22 protein-coding genes are annotated in these 23,240 nt (G+C 61.0%); 9 read left to right on the forward strand and 13 right to left on the reverse strand.

Annotated features, from left to right (window positions below; translation table 11 throughout):
• Position 1: 1 nt before the first annotated feature.
• Both D3P04_RS10250 and D3P04_RS10255 read right to left on the reverse strand, forming a co-directional pair.
• On the reverse strand, positions 2-829 hold the full coding sequence (locus D3P04_RS10250) for a glutamate racemase (RefSeq protein WP_119748513.1): 828 nt from the start codon (positions 827-829) through the stop codon (positions 2-4).
• 190 nt (positions 830-1,019) lie between these two features.
• The gene (locus D3P04_RS10255; RefSeq protein ID WP_119748515.1) at positions 1,020-4,409 is read right to left on the reverse strand and encodes an indolepyruvate ferredoxin oxidoreductase family protein; all 3,390 of its coding nucleotides are present in this window, start codon (positions 4,407-4,409) and stop codon (positions 1,020-1,022) included.
• Between the two features lie 161 nt (positions 4,410-4,570).
• Here D3P04_RS10255 and D3P04_RS10260 point away from each other — a divergent pair, with 161 nt between their 5' ends.
• The 6 genes from D3P04_RS10260 (at position 4,571) to D3P04_RS10285 (ending at position 11,079) form a co-directional block, all read left to right on the forward strand.
• Complete coding sequence (locus D3P04_RS10260) at positions 4,571-5,485, forward strand: LysR family transcriptional regulator (protein ID WP_119748517.1); 915 nt, start codon at positions 4,571-4,573, stop codon at positions 5,483-5,485.
• Positions 5,486-5,842: 357 nt separating this feature from the next.
• On the forward strand, positions 5,843-6,568 hold the full coding sequence (locus D3P04_RS10265) for a class I SAM-dependent methyltransferase (protein WP_232844960.1): 726 nt from the start codon (positions 5,843-5,845) through the stop codon (positions 6,566-6,568).
• A 68-nt stretch (positions 6,569-6,636) separates the two neighbouring features.
• A complete protein-coding gene (gene purL, locus D3P04_RS10270; RefSeq protein ID WP_119748521.1) occupies positions 6,637-8,817 on the forward strand; it encodes a phosphoribosylformylglycinamidine synthase subunit PurL in 2,181 nt (726 codons plus the stop codon).
• 10 nt (positions 8,818-8,827) lie between these two features.
• Positions 8,828-10,009 (forward strand): bifunctional 2-C-methyl-D-erythritol 4-phosphate cytidylyltransferase/2-C-methyl-D-erythritol 2,4-cyclodiphosphate synthase, encoded by a 1,182-nt coding sequence (locus D3P04_RS10275; RefSeq protein WP_119748523.1) that lies wholly within the window; start codon positions 8,828-8,830, stop codon positions 10,007-10,009.
• Between the two features lie 111 nt (positions 10,010-10,120).
• A complete protein-coding gene (locus tag D3P04_RS10280; RefSeq protein WP_119748525.1) occupies positions 10,121-10,612 on the forward strand; it encodes a phosphatidylglycerophosphatase A family protein in 492 nt (163 codons plus the stop codon).
• Positions 10,609-11,079 carry a CinA family protein gene (locus D3P04_RS10285; RefSeq protein WP_119748527.1) on the forward strand — a complete coding sequence of 157 codons (471 nt, stop codon included), beginning with the start codon at positions 10,609-10,611 and terminating at the stop codon, positions 11,077-11,079. Before D3P04_RS10280 ends, D3P04_RS10285 begins: the two co-directional genes overlap by 4 nt.
• 191 nt (positions 11,080-11,270) lie before the next feature.
• Here D3P04_RS10285 and D3P04_RS10290 read toward each other — a convergent pair whose 3' ends face one another.
• From D3P04_RS10290 to D3P04_RS10315, 6 genes are all read right to left on the reverse strand, one after another.
• A complete protein-coding gene (locus tag D3P04_RS10290; RefSeq protein ID WP_119748528.1) occupies positions 11,271-12,311 on the reverse strand; it encodes a threonine aldolase family protein in 1,041 nt (346 codons plus the stop codon).
• Positions 12,308-12,748 carry a YcgN family cysteine cluster protein gene (locus tag D3P04_RS10295; protein ID WP_119748530.1) on the reverse strand — a complete coding sequence of 147 codons (441 nt, stop codon included), beginning with the start codon at positions 12,746-12,748 and terminating at the stop codon, positions 12,308-12,310. The genes D3P04_RS10290 and D3P04_RS10295 overlap by 4 nt, the downstream gene beginning before the upstream one ends.
• On the reverse strand, positions 12,748-13,677 hold the full coding sequence (locus D3P04_RS10300; RefSeq protein WP_119748532.1) for a bifunctional riboflavin kinase/FAD synthetase: 930 nt from the start codon (positions 13,675-13,677) through the stop codon (positions 12,748-12,750). The genes D3P04_RS10295 and D3P04_RS10300 overlap by 1 nt, the downstream gene beginning before the upstream one ends.
• A 29-nt stretch (positions 13,678-13,706) precedes the next feature.
• On the reverse strand, positions 13,707-14,150 hold the full coding sequence (locus D3P04_RS10305; protein WP_119748534.1) for a MaoC family dehydratase: 444 nt from the start codon (positions 14,148-14,150) through the stop codon (positions 13,707-13,709).
• A 120-nt stretch (positions 14,151-14,270) separates the two neighbouring features.
• A complete protein-coding gene (locus tag D3P04_RS10310; RefSeq protein WP_119748536.1) occupies positions 14,271-15,140 on the reverse strand; it encodes a TIGR01459 family HAD-type hydrolase in 870 nt (289 codons plus the stop codon).
• Complete coding sequence (locus D3P04_RS10315) at positions 15,140-16,057, reverse strand: manganese-dependent inorganic pyrophosphatase (RefSeq protein ID WP_119748538.1); 918 nt, start codon at positions 16,055-16,057, stop codon at positions 15,140-15,142. Before D3P04_RS10315 ends, D3P04_RS10310 begins: the two co-directional genes overlap by 1 nt.
• A gap of 148 nt (positions 16,058-16,205) precedes the next feature.
• On the opposite strand from D3P04_RS10315, the gene D3P04_RS10320 reads away from it, so the two are divergent.
• Positions 16,206-16,541, forward strand: coding sequence for a VOC family protein (locus D3P04_RS10320; RefSeq protein WP_119748730.1), 336 nt, complete (start codon positions 16,206-16,208; stop codon positions 16,539-16,541).
• A gap of 60 nt (positions 16,542-16,601) precedes the next feature.
• On the opposite strand, the gene D3P04_RS10325 is transcribed toward D3P04_RS10320, so the two are convergent.
• From D3P04_RS10325 to D3P04_RS10345, 5 genes are all read right to left on the reverse strand, one after another.
• The gene (locus D3P04_RS10325) at positions 16,602-17,111 is read right to left on the reverse strand and encodes a CarD family transcriptional regulator (protein ID WP_119748540.1); all 510 of its coding nucleotides are present in this window, start codon (positions 17,109-17,111) and stop codon (positions 16,602-16,604) included.
• Between the two features lie 369 nt (positions 17,112-17,480).
• Positions 17,481-17,819, reverse strand: a complete 339-nt coding sequence (gene fdxA / locus D3P04_RS10330) for a ferredoxin FdxA (RefSeq protein WP_119748542.1) — start codon at positions 17,817-17,819, stop codon at positions 17,481-17,483.
• Positions 17,820-17,992: 173 nt separating this feature from the next.
• Positions 17,993-18,292, reverse strand: a complete 300-nt coding sequence (locus D3P04_RS10335) for an RNA-binding S4 domain-containing protein (protein WP_119748544.1) — start codon at positions 18,290-18,292, stop codon at positions 17,993-17,995.
• Positions 18,289-21,180, reverse strand: coding sequence for a helicase-related protein (locus D3P04_RS10340; protein WP_232844961.1), 2,892 nt, complete (start codon positions 21,178-21,180; stop codon positions 18,289-18,291). The genes D3P04_RS10335 and D3P04_RS10340 overlap by 4 nt, the downstream gene beginning before the upstream one ends.
• Before the next feature lie 4 nt (positions 21,181-21,184).
• Positions 21,185-21,766, reverse strand: a complete 582-nt coding sequence (locus tag D3P04_RS10345) for a hypothetical protein (protein ID WP_232844962.1) — start codon at positions 21,764-21,766, stop codon at positions 21,185-21,187.
• 61 nt (positions 21,767-21,827) lie between these two features.
• On the opposite strand from D3P04_RS10345, the gene D3P04_RS10350 reads away from it, so the two are divergent.
• Positions 21,828-22,112 (forward strand): SCP2 sterol-binding domain-containing protein, encoded by a 285-nt coding sequence (locus D3P04_RS10350; RefSeq protein WP_119748546.1) that lies wholly within the window; start codon positions 21,828-21,830, stop codon positions 22,110-22,112.
• A gap of 27 nt (positions 22,113-22,139) precedes the next feature.
• The gene (locus D3P04_RS10355; RefSeq protein WP_232844963.1) at positions 22,140-23,093 is read left to right on the forward strand and encodes an alpha/beta fold hydrolase; all 954 of its coding nucleotides are present in this window, start codon (positions 22,140-22,142) and stop codon (positions 23,091-23,093) included.
• Positions 23,094-23,240: the final 147 nt, after the last annotated feature.

The raw sequence follows: 23,240 nt of genomic DNA on the forward strand, positions 1-23,240 counted from the left end.
CTCATGCTGGCTCTTTGCAGGCGGATTCGAAGCGGATCGGGCAACGCAGGAACTGAACTGCCTTGCCGGATACACGCTCGGGATCGCCGGTGGTCAGAAACCGCGACACGGTTCCCTCGCCCAGAAATTCCGGCCTGCGCTCCAGATAATCGGCCAGGCTGTCCGCGACCAGCCCCGGCTGGCTGTAAACCGCGACATCAGGCCCCAAAGCGCGGCGAAAGACCGGTTCCACCAGCGGATAATGGGTGCAGCCAAGGATTGCGGCTTCGGGCTGAGGCATGCGGCGCAGAAGCGCCTCGACATGGCTGGCGACCAGCGCCTCGGCCAGAATCTCGTCGCCCTGTTCGATCGCGTCGACGATTCCGGCACATGGTTGTGCCTCGACATCGACACCGACGGCACGGAAGGCCAGTTCCCGCTGAAAGGCCCGGCTTGCCACCGTCGCAGGCGTGGCGAACAGCGCCACATGCTTGACCCGGACTTCGCGCGGCGGCGAATTGTCGCCCCAGCCGCGCTCTGTCAGGGCCTCGATCATGGGCACGAAGACCCCCAGCACCCGCTTGTCCGCAGGCAGCCATGTCTCCTGCATGCGGCGAAGGGCGGCAGCGCTGGCGGTATTGCAGGCGAGGATGACCAGATCGCAGCCTTCCTGCCACAGACGCTCGACGCCCGCACAGGTCAGGTTGAAAATGTCGTCAGCGGTCCGCACTCCGTAGGGCGTATGGGCGTTGTCGCCCAGATAGACCAGCGGCAGATCGGGCAGTTTCGCGGCGATGGCCTGATGAACCGTCAGCCCGCCAAGTCCCGAATCGAAAACCCCCACCGCCATGTCGCCCCTCCTTATCCCGCATGTGCTATTGTTTTAGGCGTAGAGGCCGGAATTGAAAATGACACAAATGAATGAGGTGGACGGATTTGAAGCCTGCAAGCCCGCTATCACCGCAGAAAACAGGCCCGAAGATTCCGCCCCCTGAACGTTTTTGCGCGTAATCCGGGGCCAGTAATCCCGGGCCAGCCGATTATTCCGCCGCCTGCCGTATCGGTGCCTCGCCCGAGCGGAACTGGGCAAGAAGCTCTTCACGACGCAGGGCAGCTTCATCCGCCGCGCGATCCTTGACAGGGCCGTAGCCGCGCACGCTCAGCGGCAATTCCGCCAGTTCAATGGCGACCGGCAGGGTCGCGTCGGTCACATTGTCCAGAACCTCGCGCATGTCGCGTTCGTATTCGCGGATCATCGCACGCTCGCGCCGCCGTTCAGGAAAATAGCCGAACGGATCGAAAGGCGTGCCGCGCAATGTTTTCATGGCTGCCAGCGCCCGGAACGCCTTCAGTATCCAGGGCCCGAATTCACGTTTCTTCGGCCGGCCCTCGGCATCCTTGCCCGGCAGCATCGGCGGTGCCAGATGGAAGGACAGTTTCGTATCGCCCTCCCATGATTGGGCGATCTGTTCGGCACTGCTCAGGTGCAGACGCGCAACCTCATATTCATCCTTGTAAGACAAAAGCTTATAGTAGCCTCTTGCGACGGATTCCCGAAGCGGATCGGGCGCGGAATTAACCAGTTTGCGGAATTTATTCGCCAAAGCCTGCCCCTGATATTCCACCAGACGCGCCGCGCGGTACTCCACAGGTTCTACAGGTAGTTCAGTGACTTCTGCAGGTTTCCTTGACTGCTCGGGGAATGCTGCGGCCCAACGTCCGATGTGGAAGGCGCGCTGGTTTTCGGCGACCTTGGCACCGTTCAGCCGGATCGCCTCCATGATCGCCTCTTGCGTCAAAGGCAGCAACCCGCGCTGCCAGCAGGCCCCCAGAACCAGCATGTTGGAATAGATCGAGTCGCCCAGAAGCCGCAATGCCAGCTCATTCGCGTCGAAAAATGCCAGATTATCGCCCAGCCGTGCCTGAAGCGACAGTTTCAGCCGGTCGGAAGGGACCTGAAAATCACGGAACCGGGTGAAATCGCCGGTGATGATCTCGTGATCGTTCACCACCGCGCCGGTGCGACCCGGGGTCATCAAGCCGATGGTTTTGGACCCTGCCGTCACGATCAGATCGCCACCGACGACGCAATCCGCCTCGCCCACAGCCACGCGGATGGCACTGATATCCTCCGGTTTCTCGGCCAGCCGCAAATGGATATGAACCGCGCCGCCCTTTTGCGCCAGCCCGGCCATCTCCATCATGCCCGCTCCCTTGCCCTCGATATGCGCCGCCTGAGCAAGCACCGCGCCGATGGTCACAACACCTGTGCCGCCAACGCCGGTGATGACGACATTATGGGTGCCGGCAATAGCCGGCAGGTCCGGCGCCGGCAGATCGGGAATTTCGAACGCCTCGGGTTTCGGCTTTTTCAGCTTGCCGCCCCGAACCGAGACAAAGCTGGGACAGAAACCGTTCACGCAGGAATAATCCTTGTTGCAACTTGACTGGTCGATCTGCCGCTTGCGTCCCAGTTCGGTGTCCAGAGGAACCACCGAAACGCAGTTCGACTGCACGCCGCAATCGCCACATCCCTCGCACACGTCGGGATTGATCCAGATCCGCAGATCCGGATCGGGGAAGGCTCCCTTCTTGCGACGGCGGCGCTTTTCAGCGGCGCAGGTCTGGATGTAAAGAATGGCACTGACGCCCTGCGCGCTTTCCAGTTCGCGCTGCACATTCATCATCTCGGCGCGTTCCTCGAACCGCATGCCCGAAGGAAACTGCGTGCGGTCGACATCCTCTTTCTCGTCATAGACGGCGACCACCGGATCGACCCCCATGGCCTTGAGTTCACGGGCGATCTGGGGTGCAGACAATCCGCCCTCATTCGGCTGGCCGCCGGTCATCGCAACGGCGTCGTTATACAGGATCTTATAGGTGACATTGGTCCCGGCAGCCAGGGCCGCGCGGATCGCCAGAACCCCGGAATGATTATAGGTTCCATCGCCAAGATTTTGAAATACATGCGGTCTTTTGCTGAACGGCGCCTCTCCGACCCAGTTCACACCCTCACCGCCCATATGGGTGAAGCCCTCGGTTTCGCGGCCCATCCACTGCACCATATAGTGACAGCCGATCCCCGCATAGGCGCGGCTGCCTTCGGGCAAACGGGTCGAGCTGTTATGCGGGCAGCCCGAGCAATACCAAGGCGTCCGTGTCGCGATTTCTGGCGCATTGTCGCTGCGCAGAACCTCGGTCAGGCGGGTCAGTCCTGCCTTGATATGCTCGGTCCCGCGGCCCTCTTCGATCAGGATATCGCCGATCTTCTGCGCGATCATCACCGGGTCAAGAGCGTAGCGCGTGGGAAACAGCTCTTCGCCCGTGCGGTCATGTTTCCAGCCATGCACCCGGCGGCCGCGACGATTGTCGAATATCGCTTCCTTAAGCTGCACCTCGATCAGCTTGCGCTTTTCCTCGATGCAAACGATTAGTTCAAGATTTTCAGACCACTCCTGCATGGACCTCATGTCCAGCGGCCAGGTTTGCCCAACCTTGTAAGTGGTGATCCCAAGCCGCTCGGCCTCTGCCTCGTCGATCCCCAGAAGCGATAGCGCATGCACCAGATCCAGCCAGTTCTTGCCCGCTGCGACAAAGCCGATCTTCGCCCCCGGCTTGCCCCAGATCTTGCGGTCGATACGGTTGGCGCGGCTGAATGCCTCCGCCGCCCAGCGTTTATGGTCGATCATCCGTGCCTCTTGCAGCACCGGAGTATCGCCCAGCCGGATATTCAACCCGCCATCGGGCATCTGGAAATCGGGCGTCACGAATGTCAGCCGGTGCGGATCGCCATTCACCACCGCCGTCGCCTCGACCGTGTCCTTCATGGTCTTGAGGCCGGTCCAGACGCCTGCAAAGCGCGACAATGCGAAACCATACAGCCCGTAATCCAGAATTTCCTGCACACCCGCGGGCGACAGCACCGGAATATAGGCGTCGATCATCGCCCAGTCGGACTGATGCAGCACGGTCGAGCTTTCGCCGGTATGGTCGTCGCCCATCGCCATGACGACACCGCCCTTGGCCGAGGATCCCGCCATATTCGCGTGGCGCATCACATCGCCGCTGCGGTCTATGCCCGGCCCCTTGCCGTACCACAGGGCATAAACCCCGTCATATTTGCCCTCGCCCCGCAATTCGGCCTGCTGGCTGCCCCAGATTGCCGTCGCGGCAAGATCTTCGTTCAGGCCCGGCTGGAACAGCACATTCGCCTCGCGCAGGCGCTTCGTCTCACGCATCATCTGCAGATCGACGCCGCCCAACGGGCTGCCGCGATAACCTGTCACATAGCCAGCCGTATTCAACCCGGCGGCCTGGTCACGTGCCGCCTGCATAAGCATAAGCCTGACAAGTGCCTGCGTTCCGTTCAGCAATACCTGGGATTTCGACAGATCGAAACGGTCGGCTAGCGAGAATTCTTGCTTGCTCATCCTGCATCTCCTCCAATGCCCGAAGGCTCTGGAACGATTATAGGTCAGAATAACTGACCGATAAAGACTTAATTCCTGCCTTGACGCAGAGCGTCAGGACGGGCAGTGGAATGATAGAATTGCAAAAAACGCATAGCTGGTAAGGCAGGATTGTAACAGCGATGGACTGGGACAAGCTAAGAATATTTCACGCGGTTGCCGATGCCGGCAGCCTGACACATGCCGGCGACACGCTGCATCTGTCTCAATCCGCCGTCAGCCGCCAGATTCGCGCGCTTGAAGAGGCGCTGGGAACCACGCTTTTCCACCGCCATGCACGCGGCCTGATTCTGACCGAACAGGGAGAGCTGCTGTTTGACGCGACCTCATCGATGGCGCGCAAGCTTGACAGCGCTTCGGCGAAGATGCGCGACTCGGCGGAACATGTTTTCGGCGAATTGAAGGTGACGACTACCGTCGGTTTCGGTTCCCTTTGGCTGGCCCCCCGTCTGGTGAAACTCTACGAGACATATCCCGATCTCAAGATCGACCTGATGCTGGAAGAGCGCGTGCTCGACCTTCCTATGCGCGAGGCCGATGTGGCGATCCGCATGAAAGAACCAAGCCAGTCCGATCTGATCCGCCGCCGTCTGCTGAATATCCGCATGCGCCTTTATGCGACGCAGGATTATCTTGACCGTGCCGGAACACCGGGCAGCATGGCCGAACTGTCCAATCACCGGCTGGTGTGCCAGAAAGCCGATCAGCCTCAGGTTGCAGCAGGCGCCAAGCTGATCGAAGAGGTCATGGCGCAGAATGTCGTCTCGACCCTGACCGTGAATAATTACTTCGGCGTCCTGCAAGGGGTTCTGGCCAATGTCGGAATCGGTGTCCTGCCGGATTATCTCACGGCGGATCATCCGGATCTGATCCGGGTCCTTCCCGATATCGAATCCGGCGTGGTACCGGTTTTTCTGGCATATCCGGAAGAGCTTCGGCAGACCCGCCGGGTCGCTGTATTCCGGGATTTCGTTCTGGAAGAGATCCAAGCGTATCGCCGCTGGCAGAGCGAAGCCGGAAAGTCACTACAAACCTAACCGCAGCGCCACCGGCGGAAAATTGCCGAATAGCCATTTTCCCGGGGAAATCCGCGACTTTGTCATGAAGCCATTCGGTCACTGCATGGCGGCTATGCTGCGACAACAGTCTGTTTCCACTTGAAGGATACACAACCTGCACATAGATCGGTCTGCGAAGGCGATGGTTTGCGTAATCGCTCATCACCTTCTACCTCCCTGTTGGACTTAGGCCGGGCCTTGTGCCCGGCTTTTTTTTACGACGGCAGAAAATCCGGAAAAATCACCACCCGTGAAACCGTCGCTCCCTTCCCAAGCCGGGCAAGCTACTCTAGGTTGCCACTTTTTCATGCATCAGGAACAGCGGCAGGGATGGACATGCAGGATAATGGTTGGGACAGTTCCGCCACCGGTTGGCTTGCGGCGATCGGTGAGCATGGCGATTTCTCACGCCGGCATGTTCTTGACGGGCCGATGATGGCCCGTGTCAGCGACCGCGGATTCACGAATGCACTTGATATCGGCAGCGGTGAGGGCCGCTTTTGCCGGATGCTGCGCGAAGCCGGGCTGGACCCGATCGGGATAGAGCCGACAGCCGCGCTGCGCGAAGCCGCGCAAGCCCGCGATCCTGCGGGACGCTACCTCGATGCCAAGGCCGAGAAGCTGCCCTTCGAGGATTCCAGCTTTGATCTTGTGGTCAGCTATCTGACGCTGATCGATATCGACGAGATCGAGGCCGCCATTGCCGAGATGGCCCGTGTCCTGAGGCCAAATGGCGCGTTGCTGATCGCAAATCTCAATAGCTTCGCCACGGCGGGAAACTGGCGCAGGCGCGAAGACGGCGCGGATTATTTCGTCATGGACAATTATCTGGAAGCGCGTGCCGAATGGGTAAGCTGGACCGGGATCACTATTCGCAACTGGCACCGGCCCTTCAGTTTCTATCTGCAGCTTTTGCTGGCCTCGGGGTTGCGGCTCTCCCATTTCGACGAACCCTTGCCACAAGGCGGCGAGGCTTTCAGAACCAAACGCTATCGCCGGATGCCCTATCATCACGTCATGGAATGGATCAAACCGGGCGATAACAGGCCGGAAACAGGATAAACCGCCCTTTCCATATCCTCTTGCAAGTCATAAAAGGCGCCAGACTCCACAGGCAGGAAGGGCCAGACATGCAGGAACCGTCGATCACCCCGGACTTGATCGCCGCGCACGGACTGAAGCCCGATGAATATGACCGCATCCTGCAGATCATCGGACGCGAACCAAGCTTTACCGAGCTTGGCATCTTCTCGGCCATGTGGAACGAGCATTGCTCTTATAAATCGTCCAAGAAATGGCTGCGCACCTTGCCGACCGAAGGCCCGCAGGTGATCTGCGGCCCCGGCGAGAATGCCGGCGTCGTCGATATCGGCGACGGTCAGGCCGTGGTCTTCAAGATGGAAAGCCACAATCACCCCAGCTATATCGAGCCGCATCAGGGCGCTGCGACCGGCGTGGGCGGCATCCTGCGCGACGTGTTCACGATGGGCGCGCGCCCTATCGCCGCGATGGATTCGCTGTCCTTCGGGCGGCCCGAACATCCCAAGACCCCGCATCTGGTCAAGGGCGTGGTCGAGGGGATCGGTTCTTACGGCAATTGTTTTGGCGTGCCGAATGTGGGCGGCGAAGTGCGATTCCATGCCTCCTATGACGGCAACTGCCTTGTGAACGCCTTTGCGGCAGGTTTGGCCGATACCGACAAGATCTTTTACTCCGCCGCTTCGGGTGTCGGCATGCCGGTCGTCTATCTGGGTGCAAAGACCGGGCGCGACGGCGTGGGCGGCGCGACCATGGCCAGCGCCGAATTCGATGACACGATTGAGGAAAAGCGTCCCACCGTTCAGGTCGGCGATCCCTTCACCGAGAAATGCCTGCTGGAAGCCTGTCTTGAGCTGATGGCCTCGGGCAGCGTGATTTCCATTCAGGATATGGGCGCGGCGGGTCTGACCTGCTCGGCCGTCGAGATGGGCGACAAGGGCGGGCTGGGTATCCGGCTGGTTTTGGACGATGTGCCGCAGCGCGAAACCAGCATGACCGCCTATGAGATGATGCTGTCCGAGTCGCAGGAACGGATGCTGATGGTCCTGAAGCCGGAAAAAGAGGCAGAGGCCCGGGCAATTTTCGAGAAATGGGATCTGGATTTCGCCATTGTCGGAGAGACCATCGCCGAAGACCGTTTCCTGATCCTGCATGGCAATGAGGTAAAGGCCGATCTTCCCCTGTCGAAGCTTTCCTCCAGCGCGCCGGAATATGACCGCCCATGGGTAGAAACGCCTCCCGCCGCCCCGGCCTCGACCCTGCCCGCGATCACTCCGATCGCCGCCATGAAATCGCTGATCGGCTCGCCCAATTACGCGCATAAATCATGGGTATGGGAGCAATATGACACGCAGGTCGGCGCCGACACGATCCGCCGTCCGGGCCTTGGCGCTGGCGTGGTGCGGGTTCACGGAACCAACAAGGCGCTTGCCTTCACCAGCGACGTGACCCCCCGCTATGTCCGCGCCAACCCCTATGAAGGCGGAAAACAGGCCGTGGCCGAGGCCTACCGCAACCTCTGCGCCGTGGGGGCGATACCGCTGGCCACCACCGACAATCTGAATTTCGGCAATCCCGAAAAGCCCGAGATCATGGGGCAATTCGTCGGCGCGATCAAAGGTATCGGAGAGGCCTGCCGGGCGCTTGATTTCCCCATCGTCTCGGGCAATGTCTCGCTTTACAATGAAACCGACGGCAAGGGCATCCTGCCCACCCCCACCATCGGCGGCGTGGGTCTGATCCCACATCTGGACGAGATGATCGCACCGATGCTTGCGGATGGCGATCTGCTTGTCCTCATCGGCGAGACGCGGGGGCATCTTGATCAATCGGCCTTGGCCGCGGAAGCCTTTGCTCTGGAAGAGGGCGACGCGCCGCCCGTCGATCTCGCGGCCGAGCGGAAACACGGCGAATTCATCCGCGCCAACCGGGCGCTTTTCAGTGCCGCCACGGATTTGTCGGATGGCGGTCTTGCCCTTGCCGGTTTTGAAATGGCCGAGCATGGCGGGCGCGGCCTTGTTCTCGATAGCGCGGATATCGCCCAGCTATTCGGCGAGGATCAGGCCCGCTATCTGGTCGCTTGCCCGGAAGTCTCGGTAAAGGCGCTTACGGATGCGGCCGAAGCCGCCTTAGTCCCGGTTGCCGTGGTCGGGCGCATCGGCGGGGACAGCGTGACATTGGGCGATGACAGTGCGCCGCTTGCCGAACTGTCCGGGCTTTACCGCAGCGCATTCGCCCGCGCCATCAGGGGCGACATGCCCGATCACGCATGATCGCTTTCGGATGACTGTGCGCGCCCCCACAGGCTATGCCGCAATCATCACCGCCGCCGGACGCGGCGCGCGGGCCGGAAGCGACCGGCCCAAGCAGTGGCGCAACCTTGGCGGCCAGCCGGTCATTGCCCATACGCTTGCGGCATTCGCTGGTTTTGACCGCATCGTTCTGGTCGTCCATCCCGATGACATGGCTGACGCCATCACACGCTTTGCAGGCCCCGTCACCATCGTCACCGGCGGCGAAACCCGCTCGGCCAGCGTGTTGGCCGGGCTGCTGGCGCTTGAAGGACAGGCAAGCCATGTGCTGGTCCATGACGGCGCCCGCCCGCTGACGCCCGCTTCGGTCATTCAGGGCGTGGTCGACGCATTAAATGGGGGCGCAATGGCCGCCGCGCCCGCCCTGCCCGTTTCGGATACGCTATGGCGTGGCGATGGCGGAAATGTCACCGCGATCACAACCCGCGACGGCCTGTATCGCGCGCAAACGCCGCAGGGTTTCCGTCTTCCTGAAATCCTTGCCGCGCATCGGATGCATCCCGGAGGGGCGACCGATGACGTGGCGCTTGCCTTGAAGATCGGGCTAGAGGTCACGATCACGCCGGGCAGTGAAGACAATCTGAAAATCACATGGCCGGACGATTTCGTACGTGCTGAACGGTTGATGGGGGTCGAACGACTGATGGGGCCCGAAAGACTGATGGGAAACGCGATGGATATCCGCATGGGCAACGGCTTTGACGTGCATGCTTTCGAGCCGGGCGATCATGTCTGGCTTTGCGGCATCCGGATCCCGCATGATTCCGGGCTGAAAGGCCATTCCGATGCCGATGTCGGCATGCATGCCCTGACAGACGCCATCTATGGCGCGTTGGCCGAGGGCGATATCGGCCGGCACTTCCCCCCTTCGGATCCGCAATGGAAGGGTACTGAAAGCCATGTCTTTCTGCGCCATGCCATCGATCTGGCGCGGGAGCGCGGCTTCCGCCTTGGCAATGCCGATGTGACGCTGATCTGTGAAACCCCAAAGATCGGCCCCCATGCTGATGCGATGCAAACCCGCCTTGCCGAAATCATGCAGGTCGAAACCGGACGGATCAGCGTGAAAGCCACCACCTCCGAGCGTCTGGGCTTCACCGGACGCGGCGAAGGCATCGCCGCGATCGCGACGGCGACACTGATCGGAGGATAGCGCACGGCAATGCGGACAGGCCATCAGGTCATGCCGCATCAAAAATTGCAAATCTGCTTGGTTTCCCGGTTCCCGACCCGCTAGAACGAAGCAAATATCAAAGGAGCCTCCATGCCCCGCCTTCTCTGCATCTGGTTCGGCGCCGGTCTGCTGCGCCCTGCCCCCGGCACCTGGGCCTCGGCAATCGCGGTCCTGCTTGGCGTCCTGATCCACCGGTTTGGACATTTCCCGCTGCTGGCCGCCGCCACCCTCGCCGTGACGGCGGCAGGCTTCTGGGCCGTGCGCCGGTATACTGACGGCATGGACGACCCCGACCGCAGCGAAATCGTCATCGACGAGATCGCAGGGCAATGGATTGCGCTCTGCTTCCCCTCGGCGGGGTTCTTCTTTGCGCAAATGCCAAGCCATGTTTTTCCTTGGCCGGGCTGGGTGGCGGCGTTCCTGCTCTTCCGATTGTTCGACATCTGGAAGCCCTGGCTGGTGGGCCGCGCCGACGGGGAAGGCACAGCGGCAGGGGTGATGAAGGACGATCTCTGGGCCGGGCTGTTCGCCGGTATTGCCACCGTGATCGCAGCCGCTCTCTTTCATCTGGTGATCCTGTGACCTCCCCGGGTGATGTCCTGGACGCCGCCCGAGCCCGTGGCGTAATGATCGCCACCGCCGAAAGCTGTACAGGCGGGCTGATCGCCGCCGCCCTGACGGAAATTCCCGGTTCATCCGATGTCCTGGATCGTGGTTTTGTCACCTATTCCAATGCCGCCAAGCAGCAGATGCTGGGTATTCACAGCGAGACGCTGACGGCTCATGGCGCCGTCAGCGAACAGATCGCAGCCGAGATGGCAATGGGTGCGCTGTCCCGTTCAGAGGCGTCCCTGACCGTTGCCGTCACCGGAATCGCCGGCCCCGGCCGCTCCGAGCACAAGCCGGAAGGCCGGGTCTGCTTCGGCGTGGCAACGGCATTCGGGGTAACGACGGAAACCGTCGAATTCGGCGCCATAGGCCGCAGCGATGTGCGCGCGGCGACGGTCAGCCACGCGCTTGCCTTGTTGCTGAAGGCGTTGAACGGCTAACAGCCGCCCGGAGCAGGTAGCGCCTGCCCGGACCCGCTTCCTTTCCTCCTCCCCCTTCTTCTTTGTCCAAATACCTCGGGGGTCGCCGGCGGGTCGCGCCACTGCTTCGAGAGACCTGCCGGCGACGGGCAGCGCCCCCGGCCATCGCGACACGCAAATAACCGGTATTTCCGGATCCGGCGCGACCCTCTCTAGCCTTTCAACGCCGCGATCAGGGCGGCGACATCCGCATCCGGGGTGTTCCATGCCGTTACCAGCCGGATCGGCACGGGATCCTGACCTTCGGCGGATTTATCGGGCCACAGATAATAGATGGCACCTGCCGCCTTGGCCCTTGCGTGGGCTTCGGGCGGAATTGTCGCAAAAACCGCGTTCGACTGCACCGGCGCCAACAAATTTCCTCCGGCCGCAAGGATTGCGTCGGCCAGCCCGGCGGCCAGATCATTGGCATGTTTCGCCAGTTCCAGCCAAAGCCCGCCCTCCAGCAGCGCCAGCATCTGCACCGCAAGAAAGCGCTGCTTGGAAAAGACATGCCCCGACTGCTTTCGCCGGTAATCGAAATCCTCGGCATGCGCGGGATCGAAGAACACCACGGCCTCGGCCCCCATCGCACCGTTCTTGGTGCCGCCGAAACACAGCGCATCCACGCCCGCGCGCCATGACATATCCGCCGCCGAACAACCGGCTGCCGCGACGGCATTGGCGAACCGTGCGCCATCCATATGCAAAGGCAGCCCGGCCTCATGCGCGACATCAGCGATCGCGGCGATTTCCTGCAGGGAATAAATCGTGCCCCATTCGGTTGCGTTCGTGATGGAAATCAGCCCGTTGCGCCCGCCATTCATGCCCCCGGCAGCACCGCGCCACATGCGGGAGGCCAGTTCACCGGGCTGCATCTTGCCGGAACCTCCGGGCACCGTCACCAGCTTGGCACCGCCCGTAAAGAACTCTGGCGCCCCACATTCGCTGGTTTCGATATGCGCATCCTGATGACAATAGATCCGCCCGTATCGCGGCGCATATTGCCCGCAGACCAGCGCATTCGCCGCTGTACCTGTCGCCACGAAACGCACCACGGCCTGCGGCGCTTCCAGAACCTCGCGGATCACGGCCTCTGCCCGTTCCGTAACCGGGTCCGCCCCATATCCCATCACCGCGCCATCATTGCAGTCGCTCAATGCGGCAAGCACCGCGGGATGCGCGCCATAGGTATTGTCGGATGCAAAATTCATGACAGATCCTCGATGATATAATCTTCCCAATCTTCTTCCGGCAACACCGCCTCGCTGACGGTCCAGCCGCGCACCGAGATCCCGGCACGATGCACCGATTCAGGATCGCCCGAGATCAGATAATGCCAGTCATACAAGGGCTTGCCCTCGGATCGCAGCCGATAAGCACAAGTTCGGGGCAGCCACCAATCGATCTCTTTCAGCTTTTTCGGCGTCAGCACCACGCATTCCGGCACATAATCGTGCCGGTTCGCATAAGAGCCGCAGCGGCAGCTATGCCCGTCCAGAAGCTTGCAGGCCACGCGGGTGAACGCCAATTCGCCCGTATCCTCGAATTCCAGCTTGTTCAGACAGCAGCGCCCACAGCCGTCGCAAAGCGCCTCCCATTCGCCGGGGGTCAGCTGCTCTAGCGGCAATTCCCAGAACCGCTCGCGCATCACGCGCCTACAAGAATCGCGCGCGCCTGTTCCGCATCCTTGCCGATCTGCTCGATCAGCACATCGACCGAGTCGAATTTCGCTTCATCGCGAAGAAATTCCACCAGAGCGACGGACAGATGCTGACCGTACAGATCGCCGGAAAAATCGAACAGATGCACTTCGAGATTCGGCGCATTGCGACCGAACATAGGCCGCACGCCCAGACTCGCGACCCCCCGGCAGGACAGCCGGTCGGGGCCGGTCAACACATCGACCAGCACCGCATAAATGCCCAGTCGCGGCAGATGCAGCCCTTCCATGCTCATATTCGCGGTGGGCCAGCCGAAATCCCGTCCGCGCTTGTCGCCATGGATAACCTCGCCCTCGATGCGGTGCCAATGGCCAAGCATCTTTTCGGCATCGCGCGTCCGGCCTTCGGCCAGCGCCTGGCGGATAGCGGTCGAGCTGTATTCTTGCCCCGCCGTTCCTGCCAGCGGCACGATGGTCACGCCGAAACCCATCTGCGCACCGAGAGCGGAAAGAACCCGGGCATCGCCGGCCCGATCCTTGCCAAAGCGGAAATCCGCACCGACCGTAAGGTGGCGAATGCCCAGCCCTTCGGTCAGGACATCGCGGGCAAAGGCTTCGGGGGTCAGCCCGGCCACCACCTGATTGAACGGCAGTTCATACAATTGCTGAACGCCAAGACGCGCAAGACGATTGGCCCGGGCCTCGGCATTCATCAGCCGGAAAGGCGGCGCGTCGGGGGCAAAAAACTCGCGCGGATGCGGCTCGAAGGTCAGGACGCCAAGGGGGGCGTCGGCGGCCTTTGCCGCTGCCTCGATGACTGCCCGATGGCCCAGATGCACGCCGTCGAAATTACCCATGGCAACCGTCGCGTCACGACAATCTGCCGACAATCCGGTCCAGTCACGATGGATCTGCAAAATGCCCCCTATCGAGGCATTCCGCCTCGTCAGTCGAACTTACGACTTGGCGCCAATACGACAGCCTCGCCTTTCAGAACGACCGTATCGCCGACGAGACAGCGGGTTGCAAGAGTCACCCGACGTTTCGCGTGGTCGATCGCCTCGACCGTAACCTCGGCGCGGACCATGTCACCGGGGCGGACAGGCGCCATGAATTTCAGCGTCTGCCCAAGATAGACCGTTCCATGCCCCGGAAGCTGTTCCCCGATCACAGCCGAGATCAGCCCCGCGGTCAGCATTCCATGCGCAATCCGCCCCTCGAAGATCGTATCCTGCGCATAATCATCGTCCAGATGCACCGGATTGTGATCGGTCGAAACCTGGGCGAACATCTCGATATCGCGATCGGTTACCTGCTTTTGCAGATAGCGCGTCATGCCCAGTTCGAGATCTTCGATCACGATCGTACCACGAGGAAGATTGTCCAGCATGTCAGGTTCCATCAGATGCGCCGGGTTCAGATCAGTTCATGCTGCATAGCAGCATAAGCTGCATGACGCAAGAAAATATCTCTTTAAGGCCCAAAAAATGGAATTTTATTGCCGGATCGATTACCGAAGCCGGCCAATGCTGTATTTTGGCGTCATCTGATGCGCAGAAAGCCACTCGCGCAGCAATTCCTCATCCGGATTCTCGACATCGGGTCCGAATGCCTGCGCCGCCAATCCCCCGGTAACGAACAGGCAATCAAGCGCCTCCTGCTGCGCGCCCAGCACATCAGTGCGAATACCATCGCCCACGACCAGAACCCGGGCGCTGTCGCCCAGATCCATCAGACGGCGCGCACGCTCATAGATCGGGGGATGCGGCTTGCCGAAATACAGCGACTCGCCGCCCATATCCTCATAAAGCTCGGCCAGTGCACCGGCACAATAGATCCGCGTTTCGCCCATATCCACGACCACGTCGGGATTGGCGCAAAGCAGTTTCAGCCCCCGTTCCCGCGCCTGCATCAACCTGCCGCGATAATCCTCGGGGACTTCATTCTCCTCATCGAAGGGACCGGTCACGACGATGCCCTCGGCCTCTTCCAGAGACACGCGCGACACCGCTGGGGCATCTGCCCAATCAGCCGGAATATCGTCGAAAAATCCGTCATCCTTCCCGGTGCCGATATGCCAGACCCTGCGGCCAACTGCGCCCGCGAACATCGCGTCCTGCGCCGCATCGCCCGAGCTGACCACCAGATCCCAGGCATCCCCGGGTACACCCATCCGTTCAAGCTGCGCGATGACATATTGCTTGGGGCGCGGGGCATTCGTCATCAGGCAGACCCTCCCCCCTTGCCGGCGATAGTCTTGCAACGCCGACACCGCCGCAGGATAGGGCTGCTTGCCGTTATGCAGACAGCCCCAAAGATCACAGAACAGCGCCTCATATTCGCTACCGATCTGCGACAGATTCCCGATGATCCGGCTCATCAGACTGCCAGAACCGGGATGATCTGTTTCTTTCTGCTCATGACGCCAGGCAGAACGATCGAGTCGCCGTTCACGGTGACATCAAAGCTTTTCTCGGCAATCTCCTTGACGGCGTCATTGGGCACCAGCAGCGTTGCCTCTTCCTTGAGGATATCGATGATGAACAGGATCACCTCATCGGCGCCATCGCTTTCAGCCACGCCCGGCATGGCGTCCATCAGGGCCTGCTTGCGGTCCAGCAGCACCTGCGGCGCAGTCGTCTCAAGAACCGAGATACGCAGCTTCCTGCCGTCGATCTCGAATTCCTTACTGTCCATCCGCAACAGTTCCTCTTCAGAGAAAACGCTCACATCGGATTTCGCGGCGAACATCTCGGCGGCATATTCGCTGATGATTATGCCCAATTCCCTGGCGATTTTCTCGGCCACCTCGCGGTCATGCGGCGTCGTGGTCGGGCTGCGGAATTCCAGCGTGTCCGAAAGGATGCAGGTCAGCATCGCGCCTTTCACGCCTTCCGGCGCCTTGGCGAGATCTTCGCCGATCAGGTCGTGCATGATCGTGGCGGTGCATGCCAGCGGTCGGATGGTGATGTTGATCGGCGTGCGGGTCTTTACCCCGCCGGCCAGCATGTGATGATCGATGATCTCGATCACCTCGGCCTCGTTGATCGACGCGGGCAGTTCCGCCGGATTGTTGGTATCGACGATCACGCATTGCTCGCCGGCAGCGACATCCGTGATGATTTCCGGCTTGTCCAGCCCCCAGCGTTCCAGCATCCACGCGGCTTCGGTATTGGGTTCTCCCTGCAAGACCGCTTTGGCCGGAGTCTGGCGGATTTCGTTCAGATACCACGCCCAGATGATGGGCGAGCCGGTGGAATCGGTGTCGGGGGCGATATGGCCGAAAACCTTGATCATGCAAACCTCTGTGTTCGGAAGTTGCGGGCGTTATAGGAGGGCTGACCGCAGATGTCCACGCGCAGACCATTGCAGCATGGCAAGATTGACCGGAAAGAACAAAACGGGTACATTCAAGCATTATCACAGTATTATCGGAGATCAGCAGATGAGTGATCGGCTAAGGATCGACTATGTGGAATTCGCCTCTCCGGAACTGGAGGAGACCCAGAAATTTTTCGCGGATGCCCTTGGCTGGGAATTCATCGAATACGGTCCCGATTATCGCGACATACAGGGCGCGGGGATCGGTGGCGGAATCGCACGTGCCGGCCTGCGCGCACCGCTGATCGTCCTGAAAAGTGATGATCTGGAAGCGGCCTTGTCACGCATCCGCGCGGCCGGAGGCAGGATCACCAAAGAGATTTTCGATTTCCCCGGCGGGCGACGCTTTCAGTTTCGCGAACCGGGAGGCACGGAAATGGCTGTCTGGTCCGAAAGCTGAAGCGCGCCAGAAAAAAGGCGCCCCGTGATGGGACGCCCCTAAAATGACTTTCAGGATTATTCAGGCCGCGCGGGACAGCAGAACCTCGTCCACGCGCTTTTGCGCCGCACCCTCGTCCAGCCCGGCGACAGCGGCGACTTCCCGCGTCAGGCGGTCAAGGGCCGCTTCGTAAAGCTGACGTTCGGAATAGGATTGTTCGCGCTGTTCGTCATTGCGGTGCAGGTCGCGCACCACTTCGGCAATCGACAGCAGATCGCCGGAATTGATCTTCTGCTCGTATTCCTGCGCGCGGCGCGACCACATCGCGCGTTTCACCCGCGCCTTGCCCTTCAGCGTTTCAAGCGCTTTGTCCACCAGATCCGGGGTGGAAAGGCCACGCATTCCGATCTCGGTCGCGCGGGCGGTGGGCACACGCAGGGTCATCTTGTCCTTCTCGAAGGAAATGACAAACATTTCCAGCCGCAGCCCCGCCACTTCCTGCTCTTCGATCGACACGATGCGACCGACTCCATGGGCCGGATAAACGACGAAATCATCGGGGCGGAATTCGTTTTTCTTGGCTTTCGACATATGGCTTCCTCTAGGTGGCGCCCCGGCGAAGGGCGCAAAGGACCGAAGGCGGCAAATGCCGCGTCCGGCCCGTTTTGGTCATTGTAATTGCCCGCGTCCGGCAGAGGACACGAGAACAGCAGCTAGCGGCGCATATCATCCGGGCCTCTGACTCCCATCAGATGCGACTGGAATTGAACATAACATAAATAAGACATTAAAGGAAGTTGCCGCGAAGAAGTTTCGCGGCAGTGCAGAAAGTCTGTATTTTTATTTATATTCAAATAATTAATGAAATCTCAATCCGCCGATCACGCAATCTCGACCGCGAATCGCCCGCAAATCGCGACAAGCTGCAACCTCTTTTTCAGAGGATTGTAACAATCCGCCTCAATCCCCTTCACCCGGCGCTTCCGAGAAATACTTCTCCAGCTTGCCTTCCGCGCCATCCATTTCCTCGGCCGTGGGCAACGGATCTTTTTTCTGAGTGATTACCGGCCACTGCTCGGAATATTTCCGGTTGAACTCGACCCATTGCTCCATATCCGGTTCGGTATCCGGGCGGATCGCATCCGCGGGGCATTCCGGCTCGCAGACACCGCAATCGATGCATTCGTCGGGATGGATGACCAAGGTGTTCTCACCCTCATAGAAGCAATCCACAGGGCAGACCTCGACGCAATCGGTATATTTGCACATGATGCAATTGTCCGTGACGACATAGGTCATGATAGGCTCCATTCCATTCGCCGCGTAAGTACGCCCGGCCTTGGGATCATTCAAGACCACCTATGACGAAAAGACTGCGGTTTCGTGCCCGTGGGAAAGTGCAAACAGGTGTTCTGCGGACATGCGCCGGTCGCGAATAACAATCCACACGGGAATAACTTCCAGGCCAACACCTATATGGCGGGCGATCCGTCTTCTGCCCCGCTATCGTCCTCACGATAAAGTTTACTCGCTTCCGGGGCCGGGCCGCGCCGGAGGCCAAGCCCCAGAATCTCAAGGCAACGCACATGGCCGTGAATCGAGACCACCAGCTTGTCCCCCGGCCTCACGGTTTTGCCGGGTTTGCGGCAGGGCTGGCCGTTCAGCCTGATGCCGCCGCCCTCGATCCGTGATGCGGCCAGCCCGCGCGACTTGAACAGCCGCGCATGGAATAGCCATTTATCAAGGCGCAAACCGTCGGATTCGGCCGTCACTTCTTGTCTTTAAGCACCGCCAGGACAGCAAAGGGACTGTCGGGATCGGCCTTTTTCTCTGGTCGCGACGTGAAGGTCTTTGGACCCTGCGGCTTGCCCCCCTTTCGGGAAGCGCCCTTGCCGCGCGGCTTTCCACCTTCGCGCCCGCCACCTTGCTTGCCACTTTCGCGCCCACCGCCCGGCTTGCCGTCTTCGGATCGCGCATTCTTCTGCGACTCGCGCCGGCTCTGCCCCTGTGGACGACGATTGCCGCGCGGCTTGGGTGCCCAGCGGAATGTATAGAATACCTCGGTCTCGACCGGAGTCTCTTCGCCGGAAACCGCTTCTCCTGACATCTCGGCCTCGGCGCGGCGTTTCTCGGCCTGCTCGGCCTCCCATTTGGCGCGCGTTTCGGCGGCGAGAACGCTTTCTTCCTCTGTCATCGGCGCATCGGAAGGCCGTTCTTCATCCGTCACCGCAGGGGCCGGAGCCTCGGGTTCCGCCGCCTTCACCTTTTCGCGTTCGCCCTGTTCGGCGGCATAGCCAAGTCCCTGCATCAGCCCCGCGAATTGTTCAAGCGTCATGCCTGTGATCGACAGCATATCCGCCGTGGCCTCGAATCCGCCGCGCGTATCCTGTGCGCGCAGCAGATCGGCCAGACGCTCCAGCATGTCGATACGGATCGCCCGCTCGCCCGCCGGGCAATAACCCGACAATGTGTAATACCCGTCAGGCACTTCGGGGATATGGGGAATCGTGACCAGACCCGGAGGCGGGCTTTCGGGGAATTCGTCCAACCCCTCGGTCAAAGACCAAAGCACCAGCCGCAACCGCGTCGGCGCGGGCTTCAGCAGCGCCGGCATGAAGATGGTGAACTGACCGAAACGCACGCCATGCTTTCGCAGCATCCCGCGGGATTCCTGATCCAGTTCCTTGACCTCAGTGGCAACACTTGCGCGCGGCAATACGCCCAGCGCCTCGATCAGGCGGAACGCAAAACCCCTGGGCAGCCCGGTAAGCGCCTCGTCCTTCTCCATGCTCAGCAAAGGCTCGAACAAGGCTGCGACCTTCCGGTCGATGAAATGCTGCAAACGGCGGCGGACCTTTTCGGCGATCTCGTCGCCGGCTTCGTCGTCGACGAATACATCGACGCCGGGATGCAGCGCATCCGCGCCTTTGGTCAGCTTGCCGACAGCGGCCTCGCCCCACATCAGCCCGCCCTGCTCGGTGAAATCCAGTTCAGTGTCGGGAGCGTTGTAGAAACGGTCCGCGCGCAGGTGAAAATGCGGACGCAGAGCCTCGTAACTGACCCGGTTCAGCATCTTCGCCTCGTCCGCTGTCGCGGTCTGGTCGGGACGGAAACGGAATCCTTCCAGCCGACCGGCGAATTCGCCTTCGACCGTCACTTCGCCCTTGTCGTTCACTTCGGCCACAAGGCTCTCCTTCTGCTTGAGCCGGCGCAACAGCACGGATGTGCGCCGGTCCACGAATCTTTGTGTCAACGCCGCGTGCAGCGCATCTGACAGGCGGTCTTCTACAGCGCGAGTTTCGCCGCGCCAATGATTTTCGTCCTCGACCCATCCGGTTCGCTGCGCCACATAGGTCCAGGTACGGATATATGCCAGCCTTTTCGACAGCGCGTCTATATCGCCATGGGTCCGGTCGATCCGCTTGACGGCCTGTGACATCCAGTCGGACGGAATCGACCCTTCCCGCAGGAATCCGAAGATCCGGGCAAGAAGGCTGGAATGTTCGCTGGGCGATATTCCCCGAAAATCCGGTACCCGGCAGACATCCCATAACAGCCGCACGTCGCGCCCGTCCTGCACCCGGTCGCGAATCTCGGGCATGTCTCGCAGGGATTTCAGTGCTGCCAGATCGTCGGCCTCGCGCCCCCGTGCCAGAAGCTCATGCCCCGAAGCCGCTTCAAGGCTGGAAACCAGCCGGTCCATCGTTCCGAATTCAAGTGCATTGTTGCGCCACATCAACCGCTGGATCGGCGCGAAGCGATGATTTTCCAGCGCCTCGATCAGCCCGGCATCAAGGGGTCGCGCCTCGCCCGTCACGCCAAAAGTTCCGGAATCCGTATGCCGTCCGGCCCGCCCCGCGATCTGGCCCAGCTCATGCGGGAACAGCGCCCGCACCCTGCGGCCGTCGAATTTATGGGTGGCACTGAAGGCGATATGGCGGATATCGAGATTCAATCCCATGCCGATGGCGTCGGTCGCGACCAGATAATCGACCTCGCCCGCCTGATACATGGCCACCTGCGCATTCCGGGTGCGCGGCGACAGCGCCCCCATGACCACCGCGCAGCCGCCCTTTTGCCGCCGGATCAGTTCGGCCATGGCATAGACATCATCGGTGCTGAATCCAACGATGGCCGAACGCGCGGGCATGCGCGACAATTTCTTCGATCCGGTCCATGTCAGTTCCGAGAACCGCTCCCGCCGCTGAAACTGCACATCCGGCACCAGCGCGGCGATGGTCGGCCGCATGGTGTCGCTACCCAGCAGCAATGTCTCGTGCAGCCCGCGCATGTTCAGCAGGCGGTCGGTAAAGACATGGCCTCTTTCGGGATCCGCGCAAAGCTGGATCTCGTCTATGGCGACGAAATCCGCAGCAACCGACGGCATGGCCTCGGTGGTGGCGACCCAATATTGCACCCGCTCGGGCACGATACGTTCTTCGCCCGTGATCAGGGCCACGACCGAAGGGCCGCGCGCCTTTACGATCCGGTCATAGACCTCGCGCGCCAGCAGCCGCAGTGGCAGACCGATCACGCCGGTCCGATGGGCCAGCATCCGCTCGATGGCGTAATGGGTCTTGCCGGTATTGGTCGGGCCAAGGACTGCCGTCACCCGGCCGCGCGCCCGATCGATTGCCCGATCGATTGAATACATGTTCATGGGGTCAGATATCGGTGCCGGTCTGTTCTTTTTCCAGCCGGGCCACCGCATCTATGGCCTCTTGCTGATGCGGGTGGATTTTCAGGCTTTCACGATAGGCGGTCAATGCGCTTTCGGTCCTTTCCATCTCCTCGAAAATCGCGCCCAGCTGCGTAAGGGCGGCGAACTGCCGCGGTTCCAGCTCCAGCGCCCGACCCAGATCTGCGATGGCGGGGCCGAAATAGCCCGCCGCGGCATAGGCCGTTCCCCGCAACTGCCAGCCCGCCGCGAAATCCGGGGCATGATCGGTCAATGCGGTCAGATGCCCGATCGCCGCATCAAGATCGCCCGTATCCAATGCGTCTTCACCGCGTTTCAGCAGCAGATCCACCGACGCAGAACCGGATTTTGACCATTCGCGCAGGATATCGGCTTCGGTGATTCGCCATGCGTCGTTACCAGGTTGCGCCAGTTTGACGAAAAGGTCATCCATATCCGGATCCTGGGCCACGGCAATCTGCGCTGCGCAGATCACGATCACGCAGGTGACAATTGCACGAATGCCTGCCGTAACGATAAGGTGGTAAAAATTTCGGATCGGGCGCATAGCGCGAATGTAACCTTACCGCCCGTCGGGCACCAGAGTTAGCGCAAGGAGACGCAATCAAATGAGTGACATCGTGAATGCCGCCGTCGAAAAGCTTCAGGAAAAGGTTGGCAGCTTTTCCTCTACCGCCAAATTCGTGATCGAGGATGAAGGATCGATCATGATCGACGAAAGCGGCGTGCGCGCGGGCGACGAAGACGCAGAGGTCACGCTGACCGCCAGCCGCGAGACCTTCGAGGGCATCCTGGATGGCAGCGTCAATCCGATGACCGCCTATATGAGCGGCAAGCTCTCGCTGGATGGCGACATGAGCGTGGCGATGCAACTGGGTCAGGCACTGACCTGAACCGGAAATTTATCCGAGTATGCCCCGATGATCGAACAGGCCCCCTTTCACCAGCTTCCACATGATCCGCTGAAACCCGGCTCGGCTTTCTGGGTCCGGACCGAGGATGACATCCGTCTGCGATTGGCGCTTTGGCGCTGCGAGACGGTCGAACCCGTGGGAGGGGTCCTGCTGTTTCCGGGCCGGACCGAGTATCTGGAAAAATACGCCCCCGTCGCCCGCAGGCTGACCGATACCGGTTATGAGGTCCTTGCGATCGACTGGCGCGGCCAGGGCATGTCCGACCGGCTGATCGATGATCCCCGGCGGGGTCATGTCGGCGCATTCGCGGATTATCAGCGTGACGTGCTTGAAATGGTGGTGGCCGCCTCGGCCGTCGATCTTCCGAAGCCCTGGCATCTGCTGGCTCATTCCATGGGCGGCTGTATCGGGCTGTCGGCGCTGTTCGATGAATTGCCGGTGGCAAGCGCGGTCTTTTCCGCGCCGATGTGGGGGCTGGAGAGGAACGGCTTCCCGCGCCCGATCGTTCAGGCCCTCGCGGTGGTGGGCGACAGGCTGGGTTTCGGTGAAAAGATGGTGCCCGGCACAGGCGGCAAAACCACCTATTTCGTCGATGAGGCATTCGGTGAGAATGTGCTGACCAGCGATCTCGATGAATGGACCCGGCTTTTGCATGAAGCGGCTTCATGGCCGGAACTGACCATTGGTGGCGCGACCCTGCACTGGCTCAGGGAAGCAATCCGGGAATGCGACCGGCTGGCCGCCCTGCCCTCGCCCGATCTGCCGGTGACGATCACGCTCGGCGATTGCGAAAAGGTCGTGTCTCCGCGCGCGATCCGCGACCGTGCGGGCCGTTGGGATAGCGCGAGGCTGCTGGAATTCGAGAACTGCCGGCACGAGGTGCTGATGGAAATGCCCGATCTGCGAGACCGGGTTCTGGAAGCTGCCTTGATACAGTTCCTGAGCGCCGGGACCGGTTAAAAACATATCTCGGCTGAACAGGGATGCAGACATTTTGCCCCCCGCGACGGCAGGGGGCCAGCCCCCGTACCCCCGGGATATTTGAATGAAGAAGAAGGGGGGCGATGTTTCCGGGTTCGCGCGGCAGACGCCCGCGTCCTTTCTTGT

The sequence above is a fragment of the Paracoccus onubensis genome, from assembly GCF_003591515.1.
Lineage (GTDB): Bacteria > Pseudomonadota > Alphaproteobacteria > Rhodobacterales > Rhodobacteraceae > Paracoccus > Paracoccus onubensis.